The following is a 13,685-nucleotide window of genomic DNA, read 5'->3' on the forward strand; positions in this document are numbered from 1 at the left end:
CGGCCGTCGGTCGGCGACGAAGAGGCGGAGCTACGGCGCCGAACCGGACCCGCCCCCCCGCGTAGGCTGCCGACCCGTCGACCCTCAGGGAGGAACGAGAACGATGCCCGCCGCCCACGTCACCCTCACCGACGTACTGGCCACCGCCGCATCGGACGCGACCGGCGCCCTGTGGCGCCTGGAGGGCGCGGCCCGCCAACTGGACGCGAACATGATCCGGCTGCGCCCGGACACGCGTGGCACCGCCCACGTCGAGGCGGACCTGGACGTACTCCTCCTCGTGGTCGCCGGAGGCGGCACGCTCCATCGGGCGGACGCCGACGAGGAGTTGGCCCCCGGCGTCCTCGCCTTCGTCCCGCGCGGCGAACAGCGAGCCGTGAGCTCGGGCCCCGACGGCCTCGTCTACCTCACCGCCCACCGCCGCCGCCCCGGCATGACGATCCGCCGCGCCCCGAGCGCCGTGACGGCGGAGGGCGGCGAGGCGCCGTGCCTGCTGCCCCGGGTCTGCGCGGAGTGCGGCCGCGTGACCGAGGACTCCGCCGCGCGCTACTGCTCGCGCTGTGGCGAGCGCCTGCCGACCGCGGAGAGCCGGCCGTAGCGATCGCCGCGCAGCCGTCCGGCCATAGTCATCCGGCCGTAGTTCCGTCGACAAGATCGCGCCAGTGGTCGTATTCCGAACTTCGGTGTCCGGCATGCGTACGGCCCCTCGCGCCCGGAGTACGTCACTTCCGGCCACTGATTCAACACGGACGGTTGCCGAAAGCCGGGGGTCCGGGATGAGATCGCGCCCGGCGCGCGGCAGACTCTGGCCCGCGGCGGACACCGGCTCCCGCTCCGGCCGCCGCGGAGTGGGGAAGCACCACCCGGGGGAGCCCGCGCGTGTGGGGCGCGCGGGCTCCCCGACCCTGCGGGACCACCCCCGCCCGGACCACCCCCGGCCCCCCCCCCGAGCCTCCGCTCCGGGGGCGCCGCGCGGCCCGCGTCGATAGCGTTCCGCCATGGCCGACTACCGCATCGAGACCGTCCGCAACGGCGATCGCGACTGGACCGCCCGCAACGACCGGGGCGCCGAGGTCCGCATCGCCCCCGCCGACTCCGCCGGCGCCCAGCCCTCCTTCACCCCCGTCGAGCTGCTCCTCGCCGCCCTCGGCGGCTGCGGCGGCCTCGTCGTGGACCGCACCGCCCGCACCGTCGAGCACGACGCGCTGCGCATCGTCGTCGAGTCCGTGTCCCGTCCCGAGGACGACGGACGCATCGGCGCCGTCCGCGTCTCGTACGAGATCGAGCTGCCCGAGGGCGACACCCGCGCCGCCGAGACGCTCGAGCGCGGCATCCGCCTCACCCACGAGAAGTACTGCACGGTCAGCCGCACCGTCGAGCACGGCGCCCGCGTCGAGGCACTGGGCCCCGACGGGACGATGCTCTTCATGGGCGGCTGACCGCGGACCGATCCACCTCTGCCACGGCTCCGCTACGGCAGGGCGTGCACCTTCGGCCCGACCGCACTCGACCAGGCGCCGCCCGCCGTCGCGTCCCAGTTGGTCGACCAGGTCATTGCGCCGCGCAGCCCCGAGTACGTCTTCGACGGCTTGAACGTGCCGCAGCCCGTGCCGCGCGCCAGGCAGTCGAGGGCCGCGTTGACCACCGACGGGGCGACATAGCCGCTGCCCGCACCGCGCGTGGACGCCGGGACGCCGAGTCCGACCTGCGAGGCGTCGAGGCCGCCCTCCAGCTGGATGCAGGCGAGCGCGGTGAGGAAGTCGACCGTGCCCTGGCTGTAGACCTTGCCGTCGCAGCCCAGCATCGAACCGCTGTTGTAGTACTGCATGTTGACGACCGTGAGGATGTCCTTCACGTTCAGCGCGGTCTTGAAGTACTCACCCGCCGTCGACTGCATGTCGATCGTCTGCGGCGCCATCGTCAGCACGAACTTCGACCCCGCCTTCGTGGCGAGCTGGCGCAGCGCCTTGGTCATGTACGTGGAGTTCAGCCCGTTCTCCAGGTCGATGTCGACGCCGTCGAAGCCGTACTCCTGCATCAGCGCGTACGCGCTGTCGGCGAAGGCGGTCGCGGAGGCGTCGCTGTTGACGGAGATGCTGCCCTTCTCGCCGCCGACCGAGAGGATCACGGACTTGCCCGCGGTGTGCTTCGCCGCGATGTCCGCCTTGAAGTCCGCGGCGGAGGCGTACCCGACCGCCGGGTCCAGGTTGAACGTGATCTGCCCGGGCGTGGTCGTCGCGTCGGCGAAGGACACGGCGATGATGTCGTACTGCGCGGAGACGTCACGGAGCTTCTGCACCGTCGCGCCGTTGTCGAAGTTCTGCCAGTAGCCGGTCAGCGCGTGCGCCGGCACCGTCCCGCCCCCGCCTCCGCCGCCCCCGGACTTCGCCGTGCGCGCGCTCACCGCCGTGGACCGGGCCGACTCGCCCGCCGCGTTCGACGCGCTGACCTGGAAGCTGTACGCGGTGTCGGCCGCGAGCCCCGTGACGGTCGTGGCGGCGCCAGCGACGGAGGCCACCTTCGTGCCGTCCCGGTAGACCGTGTAGCCGGTGGCGCCCGTGACCGGCGTCCAGGACAGGTCGACGGACGAGGCGGTCACCGTGCCGGCCGCGAGCCCGGCCGGCACCGCCGGGATCACGACCGGGTCGGTGCCGCCGCCCCCGTCCGGGCCGCGCACGTCGATGTCGTCCGCGTAGTAGGCGCTCTGCCCGTACCAGCCGTGGGTGTAGATCGTGACCGACGTCGTGTTCGCGCCGGTCGTGAAGCTCGTCGTCAGCTGCTGCCAGGACGATCCGCCGGGGGTCCAGGTCGAGACGTCGGTCGTGCCGGTGCCCCGGGCGCCGAGATACACGTAGCTGCCCTGCACCCAACTGCTCATCTGGTACGTCGAGTTGGGCTTGACCGCGACGGTCTGGCTGCACTCGGCGGTGTCCTGACCCGAGGGGGTCGCCTTGAGAGCCTTGGCGCCGCCGTGCACGGGGGAGGTGACGGCGGTGCCGCTGTTCGCGCTGCACGTCCAGCCGCTCAGGTCCGCCTCGAAACCGGCGTTCTTGGCGACGTTCACATCGGCGGCCTGGGCGGGCGCGGCGAGCGTCGTGACGCCGAGCGCCGCGGCCGAGGTGACGGCGAGCAGGGCGCCGAGCCGCCGGCGGGTGCCGGATCTGCGATGACGTACACGGTCCACGGGTGCCTCCGGGGGGAGAGGTGAGGAACGGGAGTGAACGGTGGCCACCGCTGCTGTGCGCCAAAGTTGGTCCAGACCAATCGAGTTGTCAAGGGTTCACGTTCCGACCGGACGCGATGAGTTCTCCGGCGGCGCGCGGTCAGTACGGGTGGGCGGGCCGCACCGGACCGGCCCTCAGACGATCACCGGAGGCCGCGATGAGCGCGCACGCGAACGCCGGAACGGCGCTGAACAAGGAGTTCAGCGCCGTCCTGGAGAAGAGCCCGGAGCCGGGCGGATGGACCTATGTGGTGTGGCCGGAAGCGGCCGCCTTCTTCGGCACCCGGGGCCTGGTCAAGGTCCGCGGCACCGTCGACGGCCGCCCCTTCACCAGCTCCTTCATGGCTCTCGGCGACGGCCGCCACAAGCTGCCCGTGAAGGCCGAGCTGCGCCGGACGATCGGCAAGGAGGCGGGCGACTCCGTCATCGTCCGGCTGGAGGAGCGGCTCGGCTGAGCGGGCCCCGGCGGCTCAGAGCAGGCCGCGCACGTACGCCGCCTGGCCGGCGTGCTGAAGGTCGTCCGACAGCACGCTGAGCAGCCGGACGCCCAGCGACACCGGCGGGTCCCACCGGGTGTCGACGATCCGGTCGAGCGCCGCGTCGTCGAGCCCGGCCAGGAAGGCCACGGTCTGCTCGTGCACCGCGTCGTAGTACTCGCGCAGCACCGCGCCGGATTCCACCCGCACCTCGCCGACCTGCTTCGGCGAATGCCCGTACCCCGTGTCCGCCTCGGGCAGCGGCAGGTCGAAGCGCTCGGCCCAGCCCTGTGACCGCCACACCTGGTCGCGCCCCGCCGCGTCCGCCATGTGGTCGTCCTGCACCCGGGTGAGGTGCCAGATCAGCCAGGCGACGGAATTCGCCTCGGCCGTCGGGCGGGCATGAAGATCCGCCACGGAAATACCGTCGAGGACCGCGTGCACTTCTTCGCGAATTCTTCCGTAACCGTCGATGAGTACCTCGTGTGAGCGCATGAGCAGCAGTGTCGTCCACCGTGCCGGTTTCGGCCAATTCTGGGCCCTGCTTTGGTAAGAGACTGGCGTGAATGCTGTGGTGACAGTGGGTCCTGAGTGTCGATACTCAACAGGTGGGATGGTTGAAATCCGTTCCGCGACAACGGGACACGGCACGTCGAGAACCGCATCGCCGGCTGTTCCCGCCGCCGCGCTCGATCACTGATCAATTGCTCACCAAGTACTGATCAATGACGTCAGGCAATGGGGGAGATCGTGCACGACGAATTCCTGTGCCATGTCACCGCGTACGGAATCTGCGGCGGACGGCGCGTGGGGGTCCCGCTCGGTACCTACCGCGCCCCGACCCTGCCACTGGCTCTGTGGTGGTTACGGGACCGGGCGACCTGGATCGCCGAGCGCCTCGACCCCCGCCCCGGGCTCCCGCACTTACCCGACGGGGCCCTCGTGCCCGTGGCCGAGGACGCCCCCGACGTACCGGCCCGGCTGCGCGCCTGGTGCGCCGACGACGGGCATCAGGACCGCGCCGCCGAGGAGCTGGCCGACGGCCGGCTGGTGCGGATCGCCGCCCGCGACGACACGACCGAGTACGAGCTCCTCGCCGAATCCGTCGACGCCCTGCGGATGGCCAGGACAGCGCTGCGCGTCACACCCCCCGGCAGGACTGCCCTGCCCGTCCCGGGGTAGCAGCCCGCTGCGGAAGCCTCCCCGACGGAGGTCCTCCCGGTGCGAGAGAGACGCGGAATGACCGAAAGATTCGACGAGGCGCCGTCGCCGAGACGCGGCGCGGCGACCATGGAACCCCTGTGGCGGGCGACCCACTACTCGGGCGGCGCGGGGTGCAGCGCCCAGGCGCGTGCCTTCGCGGAGGCCTTCCTGGCCGGGCTGCGGCAGACCTGGAGCGTGGCCCTGGACAGGGTGACCGCGGGCGACGTCCTGCTCGTCGTCAGCGAGCTGATCACCAACGCGGACCGGCACAGCCCCGGCCCCTGCGTCCTCGAGCTCGAGGGAACGCCCCGCCAGGTCACCGTCACCGTCTACGACAGCGGGGCCGCCGTCCCGCGCCGCCGGCCGCGCGATCCCGCCCGGGTCGGCGGACACGGACTCGAGATCGTGGGCGCGCTCGCCGAGCTCAGGGTGGAGCGCGTACCGGTCGGCAAGCGCGTCAGTGCCGTCCTGACGCTCCCGGCCTGAGAGCCCGGCCCGGCCTTCCCGCTGCCCGACTTAAGGGCCCTTTTGTGCGCCGCGCCGCCTGAAATGACCCTTTTGTCCGTTTATCGGTTCTACGGTGCGGGGGTCGGTGTCCGTGTGGGGGGACGTACAACGCGCCCTCGCGCGGCGCGGGTTGGGATGTCCATGAGTTCCAGCAAGGCAATGAGCCGCAGGGAGATGGGGCGCCTGGGCCTCGGGGTCGGTCTCGGCGCCGCCGCCGTGACGACGCTCGGCGGATGCGCCGGCGAGGCCGAACAGCCCCGCCCGCAGGCCGGTCCGGGCCGCCGGCCCGACAAGCCCGCCGGGCCGAAGAAGGCCGCCCCGCGGCTCATCGGGGACGGCTCCACCTCGTACACCGGGGCCCAGCCCCGCCAGCCGGGCGCGCCCGCGCCGCTGGAGCCGGGGCAGACCCCGCCGCAGTTCGTGATCTTCTCCTGGGACGGCGCAGGAGAGGTCGGCAACGGGCTCTTCCCGCGCTTCCTCGACCTGGCCCGCGAGCACAACGCCCACATGACCTTCTTCCTCTCCGGGCTCTACCTCCTGCCCGAGTCCAGGAAGCGGCTCTACAACCCGCCGAACAACCCGGTCGGCGCCTCCGACATCGGCTACCTCACCGACGCCCACGTCCGGGAGACCCTGAAGGGCGTCCACCAGGCCTGGATGGACGGCCACGAGATCGGCACCCACTTCAACGGCCATTTCTGCGGCGGCTCCGGCTCGGTCGCCAACTGGACCGGAGCCCAGTGGCGCAGCGAGATCGAGCAGGCCCGCACCTTCGTCAAGTCCTGGCGCACCCACACCGGTTGGCACGACCACCCGTCGCTGCCCTTCGACTACGACAAGGAACTCATCGGCGGCCGCACCCCCTGCCTGCTCGGCCAGGAGAACCTGCTGCCCGTGGCCCGCGAGCTCGGCTGGCGCTACGACGCCTCCTCGCCCGGCGGACTCCAGCGCTGGCCCGACAAGAAGATGGGCGTCTGGGACCTGCCCCTGCAGGGCATCCCGTTCCCCGGCCACCGCTTCGAGGTCCTGTCGATGGACTACAACATCCTCGCCAACCAGTCGAAGAACTCCACCCGCGCCCCGTCCTACAACTACCCGGGCTGGCGCACCCAGGCCACCGAGTCCTACCTCGCCGGATTCCAGCGGGCCTACGAGACGAACCGCGCCCCGTTCTTCATCGGCAACCACTTCGAGGAATGGAACGGCGGCATCTACATGGACGCCGTCGAGACCACCCTCAAGCAGATCTCCGACAAGAAGGACGTACGGCTCGTGTCCTTCCGTCAGTTCGTCGACTGGCTGGACGCCCAGGACCCGGCCGTCCTCGACCGGCTGCGCTCGCTCCAGGTCGGAGAGCGGCCGCCCGGCGGCTGGAACACCTACCTGCGCCCCGAGAGGACCGGGACGGCGGGGAAGCCGGCCGGGGGCGGCGTCGGACAGCGAGCGAAGTGAGGCAGGATCGGGCGGAGACACACGTACGCCGCACGAGGAGGAGAGTCGGATGAACAGGCCGGTCACCGCGGGAGTGGACGGATCACCCGAGAGCGCGGCCGCCGCCGCGTGGGCGGCCCGCGAGGCGGTGCGCCGCGACCTGCCGCTGCGCCTCGTGCACGTCGGACAGCTCCTGCCCGAGACCCTGGTGCTCGCCGCCGACGAGGCCGCGCAGATCCAGTGGGCGCACGACCTGCTCGCCGAGGCCCGGCGGGAACTCGCCGAGCGCCACCCCGGGCTCGCCGTCACCACCGACGTCCTGGAGGACGACGGCGCCGGCGAGTCCCTGATCGCCGCCGCGGCCGGCGCGGAGCTCCTCGCGCTCGGCTCGCGCGGCCACGGCCCGCTCGTCGGCTTCCTGCTCGGCTCCGTCGGGCAGCAGGTCATCGCGGGCGCCGAGCGCCCCGTCGTCCTGGTGCGCTCCGGCGACGAGGCCTCCGCCGAGGCCGCCGGGCGGGATGTCGTCGTAGGACAGGAGGGCGATCCGCAGGACAGCGCGGACGCCCTGGACTTCGCCTTCCGCACCGCCGCCGCCCGCGGTGCGCGGGTGCGGGCGGTGCGCGCCTGGAGCCTTCCGCCGGTCTTCGCCTACAGCCCGGCCTCGCTCGAACTCCTCGACGAGTCCGGCGGCCTGGAACCGTACGAGAAGAAGGCCCTCGGCGACGCCCTCGCCCCGCTCCGCGAGCGGTACCCCGACGTGCCGGTCGTCGAGCACACCGAGATCGGCAGCGCCGGACAGGTCCTCCTGTCGGTCGCCTCCGACGCCCAGCTCCTCGTCGTCGGGCGGCGCGCCCGCCGCACCGCCGTCGGCGCCCGCATCGGCTCCGTCGCGCACGCGGTCCTGCACCACGCGCCCTGCCCGGTGGCGGTGGTGCCGCACCGGGCTTGAGTCTCCCCTTACGTCAGGCTGCATGCTCGACCCCGACGAAAGGGCACGGGCATGCAGTACGCGATCGGGCAGCTCTCCGAGGCCGCCGGGGTGACGGTGCGCACCCTGCACCACTACGACCGCACCGGGCTGCTCTCGCCGAGCACCCGCACCCCGGCGGGCTACCGCCGCTACGGCGACGCCGACCTGGCCCGCCTGCGACAGATCCTCTTCTACCGCGAACTCGGCTTCCCCCTCGACGAGATCGCCGCGATCCTCGCCGACCCGGACGCCGACGTGCTGGACCACCTGCGGGCCCGCCGGCGTCAGCTCGCCGAACAGATCGAACGCCTGACCCATCTCGCCGGACTCACCGACCGGGCCATCGAGGTGCAGACGACCGGTGTGCGCCTCACCCCCGAGGAGCGCCTCGACGTCTTCGGCGACATCACCTTCGACCTCAGTTACGCGACCGAGGCCGAGGTGAGAGGGCGGGACTCGGCGGGCCACCGCACCGCGATGGCCCGCGCCGCCGCCCACTCCAAGGAGGACTGGCGCACCCTGATGCGCGAGGCGGCCGCCTGGCGCCGCGACCTCCTCGCCGCGTACGACGACGGCCTGCCCGCCGACGGCCCCGAGGCCATGGCCCTGGCGGAGGAACAACGCCGCCACACCGCCCGCTGGTTCACCCCGTGCCCACCGGAGACCCACCGCCGCATCGCCGACGACTTCGCCCGCGACCCCCGCGCCTTCGCCCTCGTCGTGCCGCCCGGCCAACAGCGTCCCGGCCTCGCCGCGTACCTCCAGGCCGCGGTGCACGCTAACGCGGCCCGCCTCGACGCCGACCCGGAGACCTTTGAGGGTTCCCCGGATCAGCGATGAAGGCCCCGCCCGTCTCGGGGCGCGCGGTGCGTGGCATCGCGGCCGGCCGCGGCGCACAGGCCGCGCCCGCAGACGTCCCGGCTGCCCCTGCGCAGCGTCGAGGATCCGGCGCCTTCGCCCTCGAATCACCCGAGCCGGGCGGCCGCCTGGCCGAGCCGACCGCCTACACCCACCCTCCCCGGAGCAGCCGTGAAGATTCTCATCGCCACCGCGGGGTCCCGCGGAGACATCGCGCCCTACACCGGGCTCGGCGCCGGACTGCTCGCCGCCGGGCACGACGTGCACGTCGCCACGCAGGAGGAGTTCGCCCCGATGGTGCGGACCGCCGGGCTAGGGTTCCGGGCGCTGGCCGAGGGGACGCGGCGGGCCGTGGAACCGGGGCGGCCCCGGGACCGGCGTGCGCTGATGCGGAGCGCCGCCGCGTTCGTCGCCGAGATCGGGCGCGGCTTCGAGAGCGCCGTGGAGGCGGACACCGACCTGATGCTGCTGTCCGCCACCACCGCCCCGCTCGGCCCGCACCTCACCGAGGCCACCGGCATTCCGGCGCTCGGCGCGCACCTCCAGCCCAACGCTCCCACCGGCGCGTTCCCGCCCGTCGTCGCCGGGACGCGCTCGCTCGGACGGTTCGGCAACCGCCTCGCGGGCCGTTTCGCGCTGCGCATGGTCGACCGCGTCTACGCCCCCGCCGTACGGGACCTGCGCGCCCGTCTCGACCTGCCGCCCGCGCACGGCCCCGAGATCCGGCGCCGCGAGGAGCGGGCCGGCCGTCCGGTGCTGCACGGCTTCAGCGAGGCGCTCGTGCCGCGCCCCGCGGACTGGCGGCCCGGACTGGAGGTCGTCGGCACCTGGTGGCCGTACCTCGGCACGCGTGAACTGCCGCAGCAGGTCGAGGACTTCCTCGCCGCCGGGCCGCCGCCCGTCCTGGTCACGTTCGGCAGCATGGCGGCGGGGGAGGGGGAGCGGCTGAGTGCCCTCGCCGTCGAGGCGCTGCGCGGCGCGGGGCTGCGCGGCATCCTCCAGTCGGGCGCCGCCGGGCTCGCCGCCGACGCCGACGGCATCCTCCCCGTCGGCGACCTGCCCCATGAACTCCTGCTGCCCCGCACCGCCGGCGTCGTGCACCACTGCGGCGCGGGCACTTCGGCCGCCGCCGCCCGCGCGGGCGCGGCCTCGGTGCCGGTGCCGGTCACCGCGGACCAGCCGTTCTGGGCCGAACGGCTGTACCGCGTGGGTGCCGCCGTCGCCCCGATCCCGTTCGCGGAGCTCACCGCCGCCCGTCTCACCACGGCCCTGCGTGCCCTGCCGGAGGCGACCGGCGCACCCGATGTCGCCGCCCGCATGGCCGCGGAGGACGGCACCGGCGCCGCGGTGAAGGCCGTCGAACGCCTCATGCGTGACTGAGGATCGTCACCAGCGCCGTGCACTCCAGGGCGAGCTGCGCGCCCAACGCCCACCGGCGCACCCGCACGCTTGACGCCGCCTGCACCACCACCAGCGCGACGAGCCCGAGCACCAGAGCCGCGGCGAGCACCTGGTTCGGCAGCGAGGAACCGCACTGCTCGCCGTAGGTGAGACAGCGTCCCGCCCGTTCGGACATCAGGGTCAGCACGGCCGCGCCGAGGGCCGCGGGCAGGAACAGCACGGCGGCCACGACGGACCAGAAGCGCAGGCGCTGCGGCGTGTCGGAGGGCGGGGCGGGGAGGTGATCCATGGCGCCATGGAACGCGCCGGGCCCGCACCGGCGCACCGGTGCGGGTACTCAACCGCCGGGGGGCGCGTACTCAGGCGTTGAGCGCCACCACGGCCTCGTCCGTGTAGGGCAGGAAGGTCAGCGTCTGCTGGAAGTACAGCTCGATGCCGTGCGCGTCGTGCGCCGTGTAGCCGATCGCCAGGTCCTGCCCGAGCCGCAGCTCGAAGTCGCCGCCCCGCGTGGACAGCACGAACGCGCCGTTGAGCGCGGGCGCCCAGATCAGCTCGCCGTTCAGGATGCGGCCCAGATGATTGGCGATCGGATAGCCGTGGTCGGAGGTCTCGCTGACGGCCGTGTAGGCGTCCGCGCCGAGCAGCAGCGCGTACGGGCCGTCGACACCGGCGAGGCGCAGCGCGGTCAGGGCCCGGCTGATCGTGTCGGGGTAGTCGCGCGGCTCGGCCGGCAGGCTGAGCACCGGGTTCGAGGTGCGCTGGCGCAGCCCGGGGATGCCCGCCGCCGCGTACCCGTCGAAGATCGCCTGGTCCTCCGCGAAGGCCATGGCGCGGGCCGCGTCCTTCACCGGCTGCCAGTCGGAGTCCTGCGCGCCCCGCTCCACGTCGTCGACGGCGTCGCGGCTCACGGTGAACGGCACCCGCAGGTCGACCAGCTGCTGCACCCCGCGCAGCCGGGCCAGGACGCCCGGCGCGGGCGGACTGATGTCGCTGAGATGGCCGGTGCCGACCGCGGCGAGCTCGGGCCCGTCGGGCCCGGTGACGTCCACGACGCGGCGGCCCGCCACATGGCGCTGGAAGGTGCGCCGCGCCTCCTCCTCGATCTCGGCCCAGGCGGCGGGGGTGATCGGCGCGAGTTCCCGGTGCAGGTTCGTACTCATGGTGCTCAGGCTCCTTTGAGGCTGCCGATGCCGAGGGTGCCGTCGACGGGGTCGGCGGTCCGGGCGGGCGGCGCGGGCAGGTCGTCGAGGAAGTCGGCGGTCGGCACGTGGAACAGGCAGCCGGTGACCGCCGTGGAGAAGTCGAGGATGCGGTCGTGGTTGCCGGGCGGATCGCCGAGGAACATGTTGCGCAGCATCCGCTCGGTCACGTCGGGCGTGCGCGCGTAGCCGATGAAGTAGGTGCCGAACTCGCCCGAGCCGACCGTGCCGAACGGCATGTTCTCGCGCACGATCTGCCGCTGCGTGCCGTCCTCGTCGACGATCGTGTTGAGCGCGACGTGCGAGTTCGACGGCTTCACGTCGTCGGCCATCTCCACGTTCGTGAGCTTGGCGCGGCCGATGACCTTCTCCTGCTCGGGCGTCGGCAGGGCCTCCCAGGCCGCCATGTCGTGCAGGTACTTCTGCACGATGACGTAGCTGCCGCCGCGGAAGTCCGGGTCCTCGTCGCCGATGTGGACGGCGGCCGGCGCGGCGTTCCCCGTGGGGTTCTCGCTGCCGTCGACGAAGCCGAGCAGATCGCGCTCGTCGAAGTACTTGAACCCGTGCACCTCGTCCATGACGGTCACCGCGCGGCCGAGCCGCTCGACGAGCAGCCGGGCCAGTTCGAAGCAGAGGTCCATGCGCCGGGCGCGGATGTGGAAGAGGAGGTCGCCGGGGGTGGCCGGGGCCAGGTGGCGGGGACCGGCCAGCGCCTGGAAGGGGTGCAGCTCGCGGGGGCGGGGCCCGTCGAAGAGCCGGTCCCAGGCGGTCGAGCCGATGCCGGTGATGCAGGTGAGGGTGTCCTCGGGGGCGCGGAAGGCGACGGATCTGCGCAGCCCCGAGAGGTCCTCCAAGGTGCCCCGTACGGTCTCCTCCCCGCCGGGCGCGACGGTGACGACGAGGAAGACCGAGGCTTTGACGGGTGCGGCGAGGACGTCCTGCGGTTGAACCACGAGCTCTCCCTGCACAGGTGGCGGCGAATACTGGCCTTTGACACCTTATGGGCAGTGGTGGAACGCGGCATGTGCGTCTGATGGAACGATGTGTCCGACCTCACCCCCGGACGGCGCGGCGGCGGCCCGGAGCAGGTTGGTTCGATGTTAAACTTTGAACCAGGCCCCGACCGTTCTCCCCCGTACGGTCGGGGTCCTTTTTTGTCCTGTGGCATGTCCCATGGGGACATGTGTCCCGATGGGACGCGAGTGGGAGTACGGTGGAGGGGCGGGGGCAGGCGAGAGCGACGAAGGAGTCGAGCCATGAAGGCACTTCAGTACCGGACCGTCGGAGCAGCCCCCGAGGTCGTCACCGTCCCCGATCCGGAACCGGGCCCCGGGCAGGTCCTCCTGAAGGTGACCGCGGCCGGTGTCTGCCACTCCGACATCGCCGTCATGAGCTGGTCCGCGGAGGAGCTCTCCTTCCCGCTGCCCCTCACCCTCGGCCACGAGGGCGTCGGCACCGTCGCCGCCCTCGGCGCGGGTGTCACCGGCCTGAGCGAAGGCGACTCCGTCGCCGTCTACGGCCCCTGGGGCTGCGGCGCCTGCATCAAGTGCGCCGAGGGCAAGGAGAACTACTGCCTGCGCGCCCGCGAACTCGGCATCCACCCGCCCGGCCTCGGCGCCCCCGGCTCCATGGCCGAGTACATGATCGTCGACGACCCGCGCCACCTCGTGCCCCTCGGCGGCCTCGACCCCGTCGCCGCCGTGCCGCTCACCGACGCCGGCCTCACCCCGTACCACGCCATCAAGCGCTCGCTGCCCAAGCTCGTGCCCGGCTCCACCGCCGTCGTCATCGGCACCGGCGGGCTCGGCCACGTCGCCATCCAGCTGCTGCGCGCCATGACCGCCGCCCGCGTCGTCGCCCTCGACGTCTCCGAGGAGAAGCTCTCGCTCGCCCGCACCGTCGGCGCCCATCAGGCGCTCCTCTCGGACGCCGGCGCGGCCGCGAAGGTCCGTGAGCTCACCGGCGGGCGCGGCGCCGAGGCCGTCTTCGACTTCGTCGGCATCCAGCCCACCGTCGACACCGCCGGCGCCATCGCCGCGACCGAGGGTGACGTCACCCTCGTCGGTATCGGCGGCGGCGCCCTCCCCGTCGGCTTCGGTCGGCAGAACTACGAGGTCAGCGTCACCGCCCCGTACTGGGGCAGCCGCGCCGAGCTGATCGAGGTGCTCGACCTGGCGCGGGCCGGGGACGTCTCCGTGCACACCGAGACGTACTCGCTCGACGACGCGCCCGAGGCGTACGCGCGCCTGCACGACGGCAAGATCAACGGCCGGGCCGTCATCCTCCCCAACGGCTGAGACCGGCCGGGTGCCGTCGGTTTTCGGCCACGAGGTTCGTGCAGCGCTCAACTGTCGGCGCGGAGCACCCTGTTCCGGGTGACGGGTGATCAATAACCTGAGGTGGACCGTCCGTCACCC

15 protein-coding genes are annotated in these 13,685 nt (G+C 72.9%); 10 read left to right on the plus strand and 5 right to left on the minus strand.

Annotated features, from left to right (window positions below; translation table 11 throughout):
• The first annotated feature begins 103 nt into the window (after positions 1-103).
• Both ACIBTU_RS01345 and ACIBTU_RS01350 read left to right on the plus strand, forming a co-directional pair.
• Entirely contained in the window at positions 104-598 is a 495-nt protein-coding gene (locus ACIBTU_RS01345) for a hypothetical protein (RefSeq protein WP_399123805.1), read from the plus strand.
• Between the two features lie 400 nt (positions 599-998).
• Positions 999-1,439 carry an OsmC family protein gene (locus ACIBTU_RS01350; protein ID WP_399123806.1) on the plus strand — a complete coding sequence of 147 codons (441 nt, stop codon included), beginning with the start codon at positions 999-1,001 and terminating at the stop codon, positions 1,437-1,439.
• Between the two features lie 32 nt (positions 1,440-1,471).
• Here ACIBTU_RS01350 and ACIBTU_RS01355 read toward each other — a convergent pair whose 3' ends face one another.
• Complete coding sequence (locus ACIBTU_RS01355) at positions 1,472-3,184, minus strand: chitinase (protein ID WP_399123807.1); 1,713 nt, start codon at positions 3,182-3,184, stop codon at positions 1,472-1,474.
• Between the two features lie 197 nt (positions 3,185-3,381).
• Here ACIBTU_RS01355 and ACIBTU_RS01360 point away from each other — a divergent pair, with 197 nt between their 5' ends.
• Positions 3,382-3,678: a DUF1905 domain-containing protein gene (locus tag ACIBTU_RS01360; protein ID WP_399123808.1), complete on the plus strand. Its 297-nt coding sequence runs from the start codon at positions 3,382-3,384 to the stop codon at positions 3,676-3,678.
• 15 nt (positions 3,679-3,693) lie between these two features.
• Here the strand turns inward: ACIBTU_RS01360 and ACIBTU_RS01365 are convergent, their stop codons facing one another.
• On the minus strand, positions 3,694-4,194 hold the full coding sequence (locus tag ACIBTU_RS01365) for a DinB family protein (protein ID WP_399123809.1): 501 nt from the start codon (positions 4,192-4,194) through the stop codon (positions 3,694-3,696).
• Between the two features lie 255 nt (positions 4,195-4,449).
• Between ACIBTU_RS01365 and ACIBTU_RS01370 the strand changes: the two genes are divergently transcribed.
• The 6 genes from ACIBTU_RS01370 to ACIBTU_RS01395 all read left to right on the plus strand — a co-directional run bounded on the left by ACIBTU_RS01370 (position 4,450) and on the right by ACIBTU_RS01395 (position 10,048).
• Complete coding sequence (locus ACIBTU_RS01370; protein ID WP_399123810.1) at positions 4,450-4,881, plus strand: hypothetical protein; 432 nt, start codon at positions 4,450-4,452, stop codon at positions 4,879-4,881.
• 57 nt (positions 4,882-4,938) lie between these two features.
• On the plus strand, positions 4,939-5,388 hold the full coding sequence (locus tag ACIBTU_RS01375; RefSeq protein ID WP_399123811.1) for an ATP-binding protein: 450 nt from the start codon (positions 4,939-4,941) through the stop codon (positions 5,386-5,388).
• A gap of 162 nt (positions 5,389-5,550) precedes the next feature.
• A complete protein-coding gene (locus tag ACIBTU_RS01380) occupies positions 5,551-6,861 on the plus strand; it encodes a hypothetical protein (protein ID WP_399123812.1) in 1,311 nt (436 codons plus the stop codon).
• A gap of 49 nt (positions 6,862-6,910) precedes the next feature.
• A complete protein-coding gene (locus tag ACIBTU_RS01385; protein WP_399123813.1) occupies positions 6,911-7,789 on the plus strand; it encodes a universal stress protein in 879 nt (292 codons plus the stop codon).
• 51 nt (positions 7,790-7,840) lie between these two features.
• Entirely contained in the window at positions 7,841-8,650 is an 810-nt protein-coding gene (locus tag ACIBTU_RS01390) for a MerR family transcriptional regulator (RefSeq protein ID WP_399123814.1), read from the plus strand.
• Positions 8,651-8,839: 189 nt separating this feature from the next.
• Complete coding sequence (locus ACIBTU_RS01395; RefSeq protein WP_399123815.1) at positions 8,840-10,048, plus strand: glycosyltransferase; 1,209 nt, start codon at positions 8,840-8,842, stop codon at positions 10,046-10,048.
• Here ACIBTU_RS01395 and ACIBTU_RS01400 read toward each other — a convergent pair.
• From ACIBTU_RS01400 to ACIBTU_RS01410, 3 genes are all read right to left on the minus strand, one after another.
• Positions 10,035-10,358 (minus strand): hypothetical protein, encoded by a 324-nt coding sequence (locus ACIBTU_RS01400; protein ID WP_399123816.1) that lies wholly within the window; start codon positions 10,356-10,358, stop codon positions 10,035-10,037. The two genes, ACIBTU_RS01395 and ACIBTU_RS01400, sit on opposite strands and share 14 nt — an antisense overlap.
• A gap of 70 nt (positions 10,359-10,428) precedes the next feature.
• The gene (locus ACIBTU_RS01405) at positions 10,429-11,229 is read right to left on the minus strand and encodes a family 1 encapsulin nanocompartment shell protein (RefSeq protein ID WP_399123817.1); all 801 of its coding nucleotides are present in this window, start codon (positions 11,227-11,229) and stop codon (positions 10,429-10,431) included.
• A gap of 5 nt (positions 11,230-11,234) precedes the next feature.
• Positions 11,235-12,221 carry a Dyp-type peroxidase gene (locus ACIBTU_RS01410; RefSeq protein WP_399123818.1) on the minus strand — a complete coding sequence of 329 codons (987 nt, stop codon included), beginning with the start codon at positions 12,219-12,221 and terminating at the stop codon, positions 11,235-11,237.
• A gap of 303 nt (positions 12,222-12,524) precedes the next feature.
• Between ACIBTU_RS01410 and ACIBTU_RS01415 the strand changes: the two genes are divergently transcribed.
• Entirely contained in the window at positions 12,525-13,565 is a 1,041-nt protein-coding gene (locus ACIBTU_RS01415; RefSeq protein WP_399123819.1) for an NAD(P)-dependent alcohol dehydrogenase, read from the plus strand.
• The last annotated feature ends 120 nt before the right edge of the window (positions 13,566-13,685 follow it).

This window comes from Streptomyces sp. NPDC050145, from assembly GCF_044460245.1.
Taxonomy (GTDB): Bacteria; Actinomycetota; Actinomycetes; order Streptomycetales; family Streptomycetaceae; genus Streptomyces.

Coding starts and splice junctions, on each gene's coding strand:
- ACIBTU_RS01400 (WP_399123816.1), bottom strand. CDS start 10,358: ATGGATCACCTCCCCGCCCCGCCCTCCGACACGCCGCAGCGCCTGCGC.
- ACIBTU_RS01365 (WP_399123809.1), bottom strand. CDS start 4,194: ATGCGCTCACACGAGGTACTCATCGACGGTTACGGAAGAATTCGCGAA.
- ACIBTU_RS01415 (WP_399123819.1), top strand. CDS start 12,525: ATGAAGGCACTTCAGTACCGGACCGTCGGAGCAGCCCCCGAGGTCGTC.
- ACIBTU_RS01405 (WP_399123817.1), bottom strand. CDS start 11,229: ATGAGTACGAACCTGCACCGGGAACTCGCGCCGATCACCCCCGCCGCC.
- ACIBTU_RS01350 (WP_399123806.1), top strand. CDS start 999: ATGGCCGACTACCGCATCGAGACCGTCCGCAACGGCGATCGCGACTGG.
- ACIBTU_RS01345 (WP_399123805.1), top strand. CDS start 104: ATGCCCGCCGCCCACGTCACCCTCACCGACGTACTGGCCACCGCCGCA.
- ACIBTU_RS01360 (WP_399123808.1), top strand. CDS start 3,382: ATGAGCGCGCACGCGAACGCCGGAACGGCGCTGAACAAGGAGTTCAGC.
- ACIBTU_RS01390 (WP_399123814.1), top strand. CDS start 7,841: ATGCAGTACGCGATCGGGCAGCTCTCCGAGGCCGCCGGGGTGACGGTG.
- ACIBTU_RS01385 (WP_399123813.1), top strand. CDS start 6,911: ATGAACAGGCCGGTCACCGCGGGAGTGGACGGATCACCCGAGAGCGCG.
- ACIBTU_RS01380 (WP_399123812.1), top strand. CDS start 5,551: ATGAGTTCCAGCAAGGCAATGAGCCGCAGGGAGATGGGGCGCCTGGGC.
- ACIBTU_RS01375 (WP_399123811.1), top strand. CDS start 4,939: ATGACCGAAAGATTCGACGAGGCGCCGTCGCCGAGACGCGGCGCGGCG.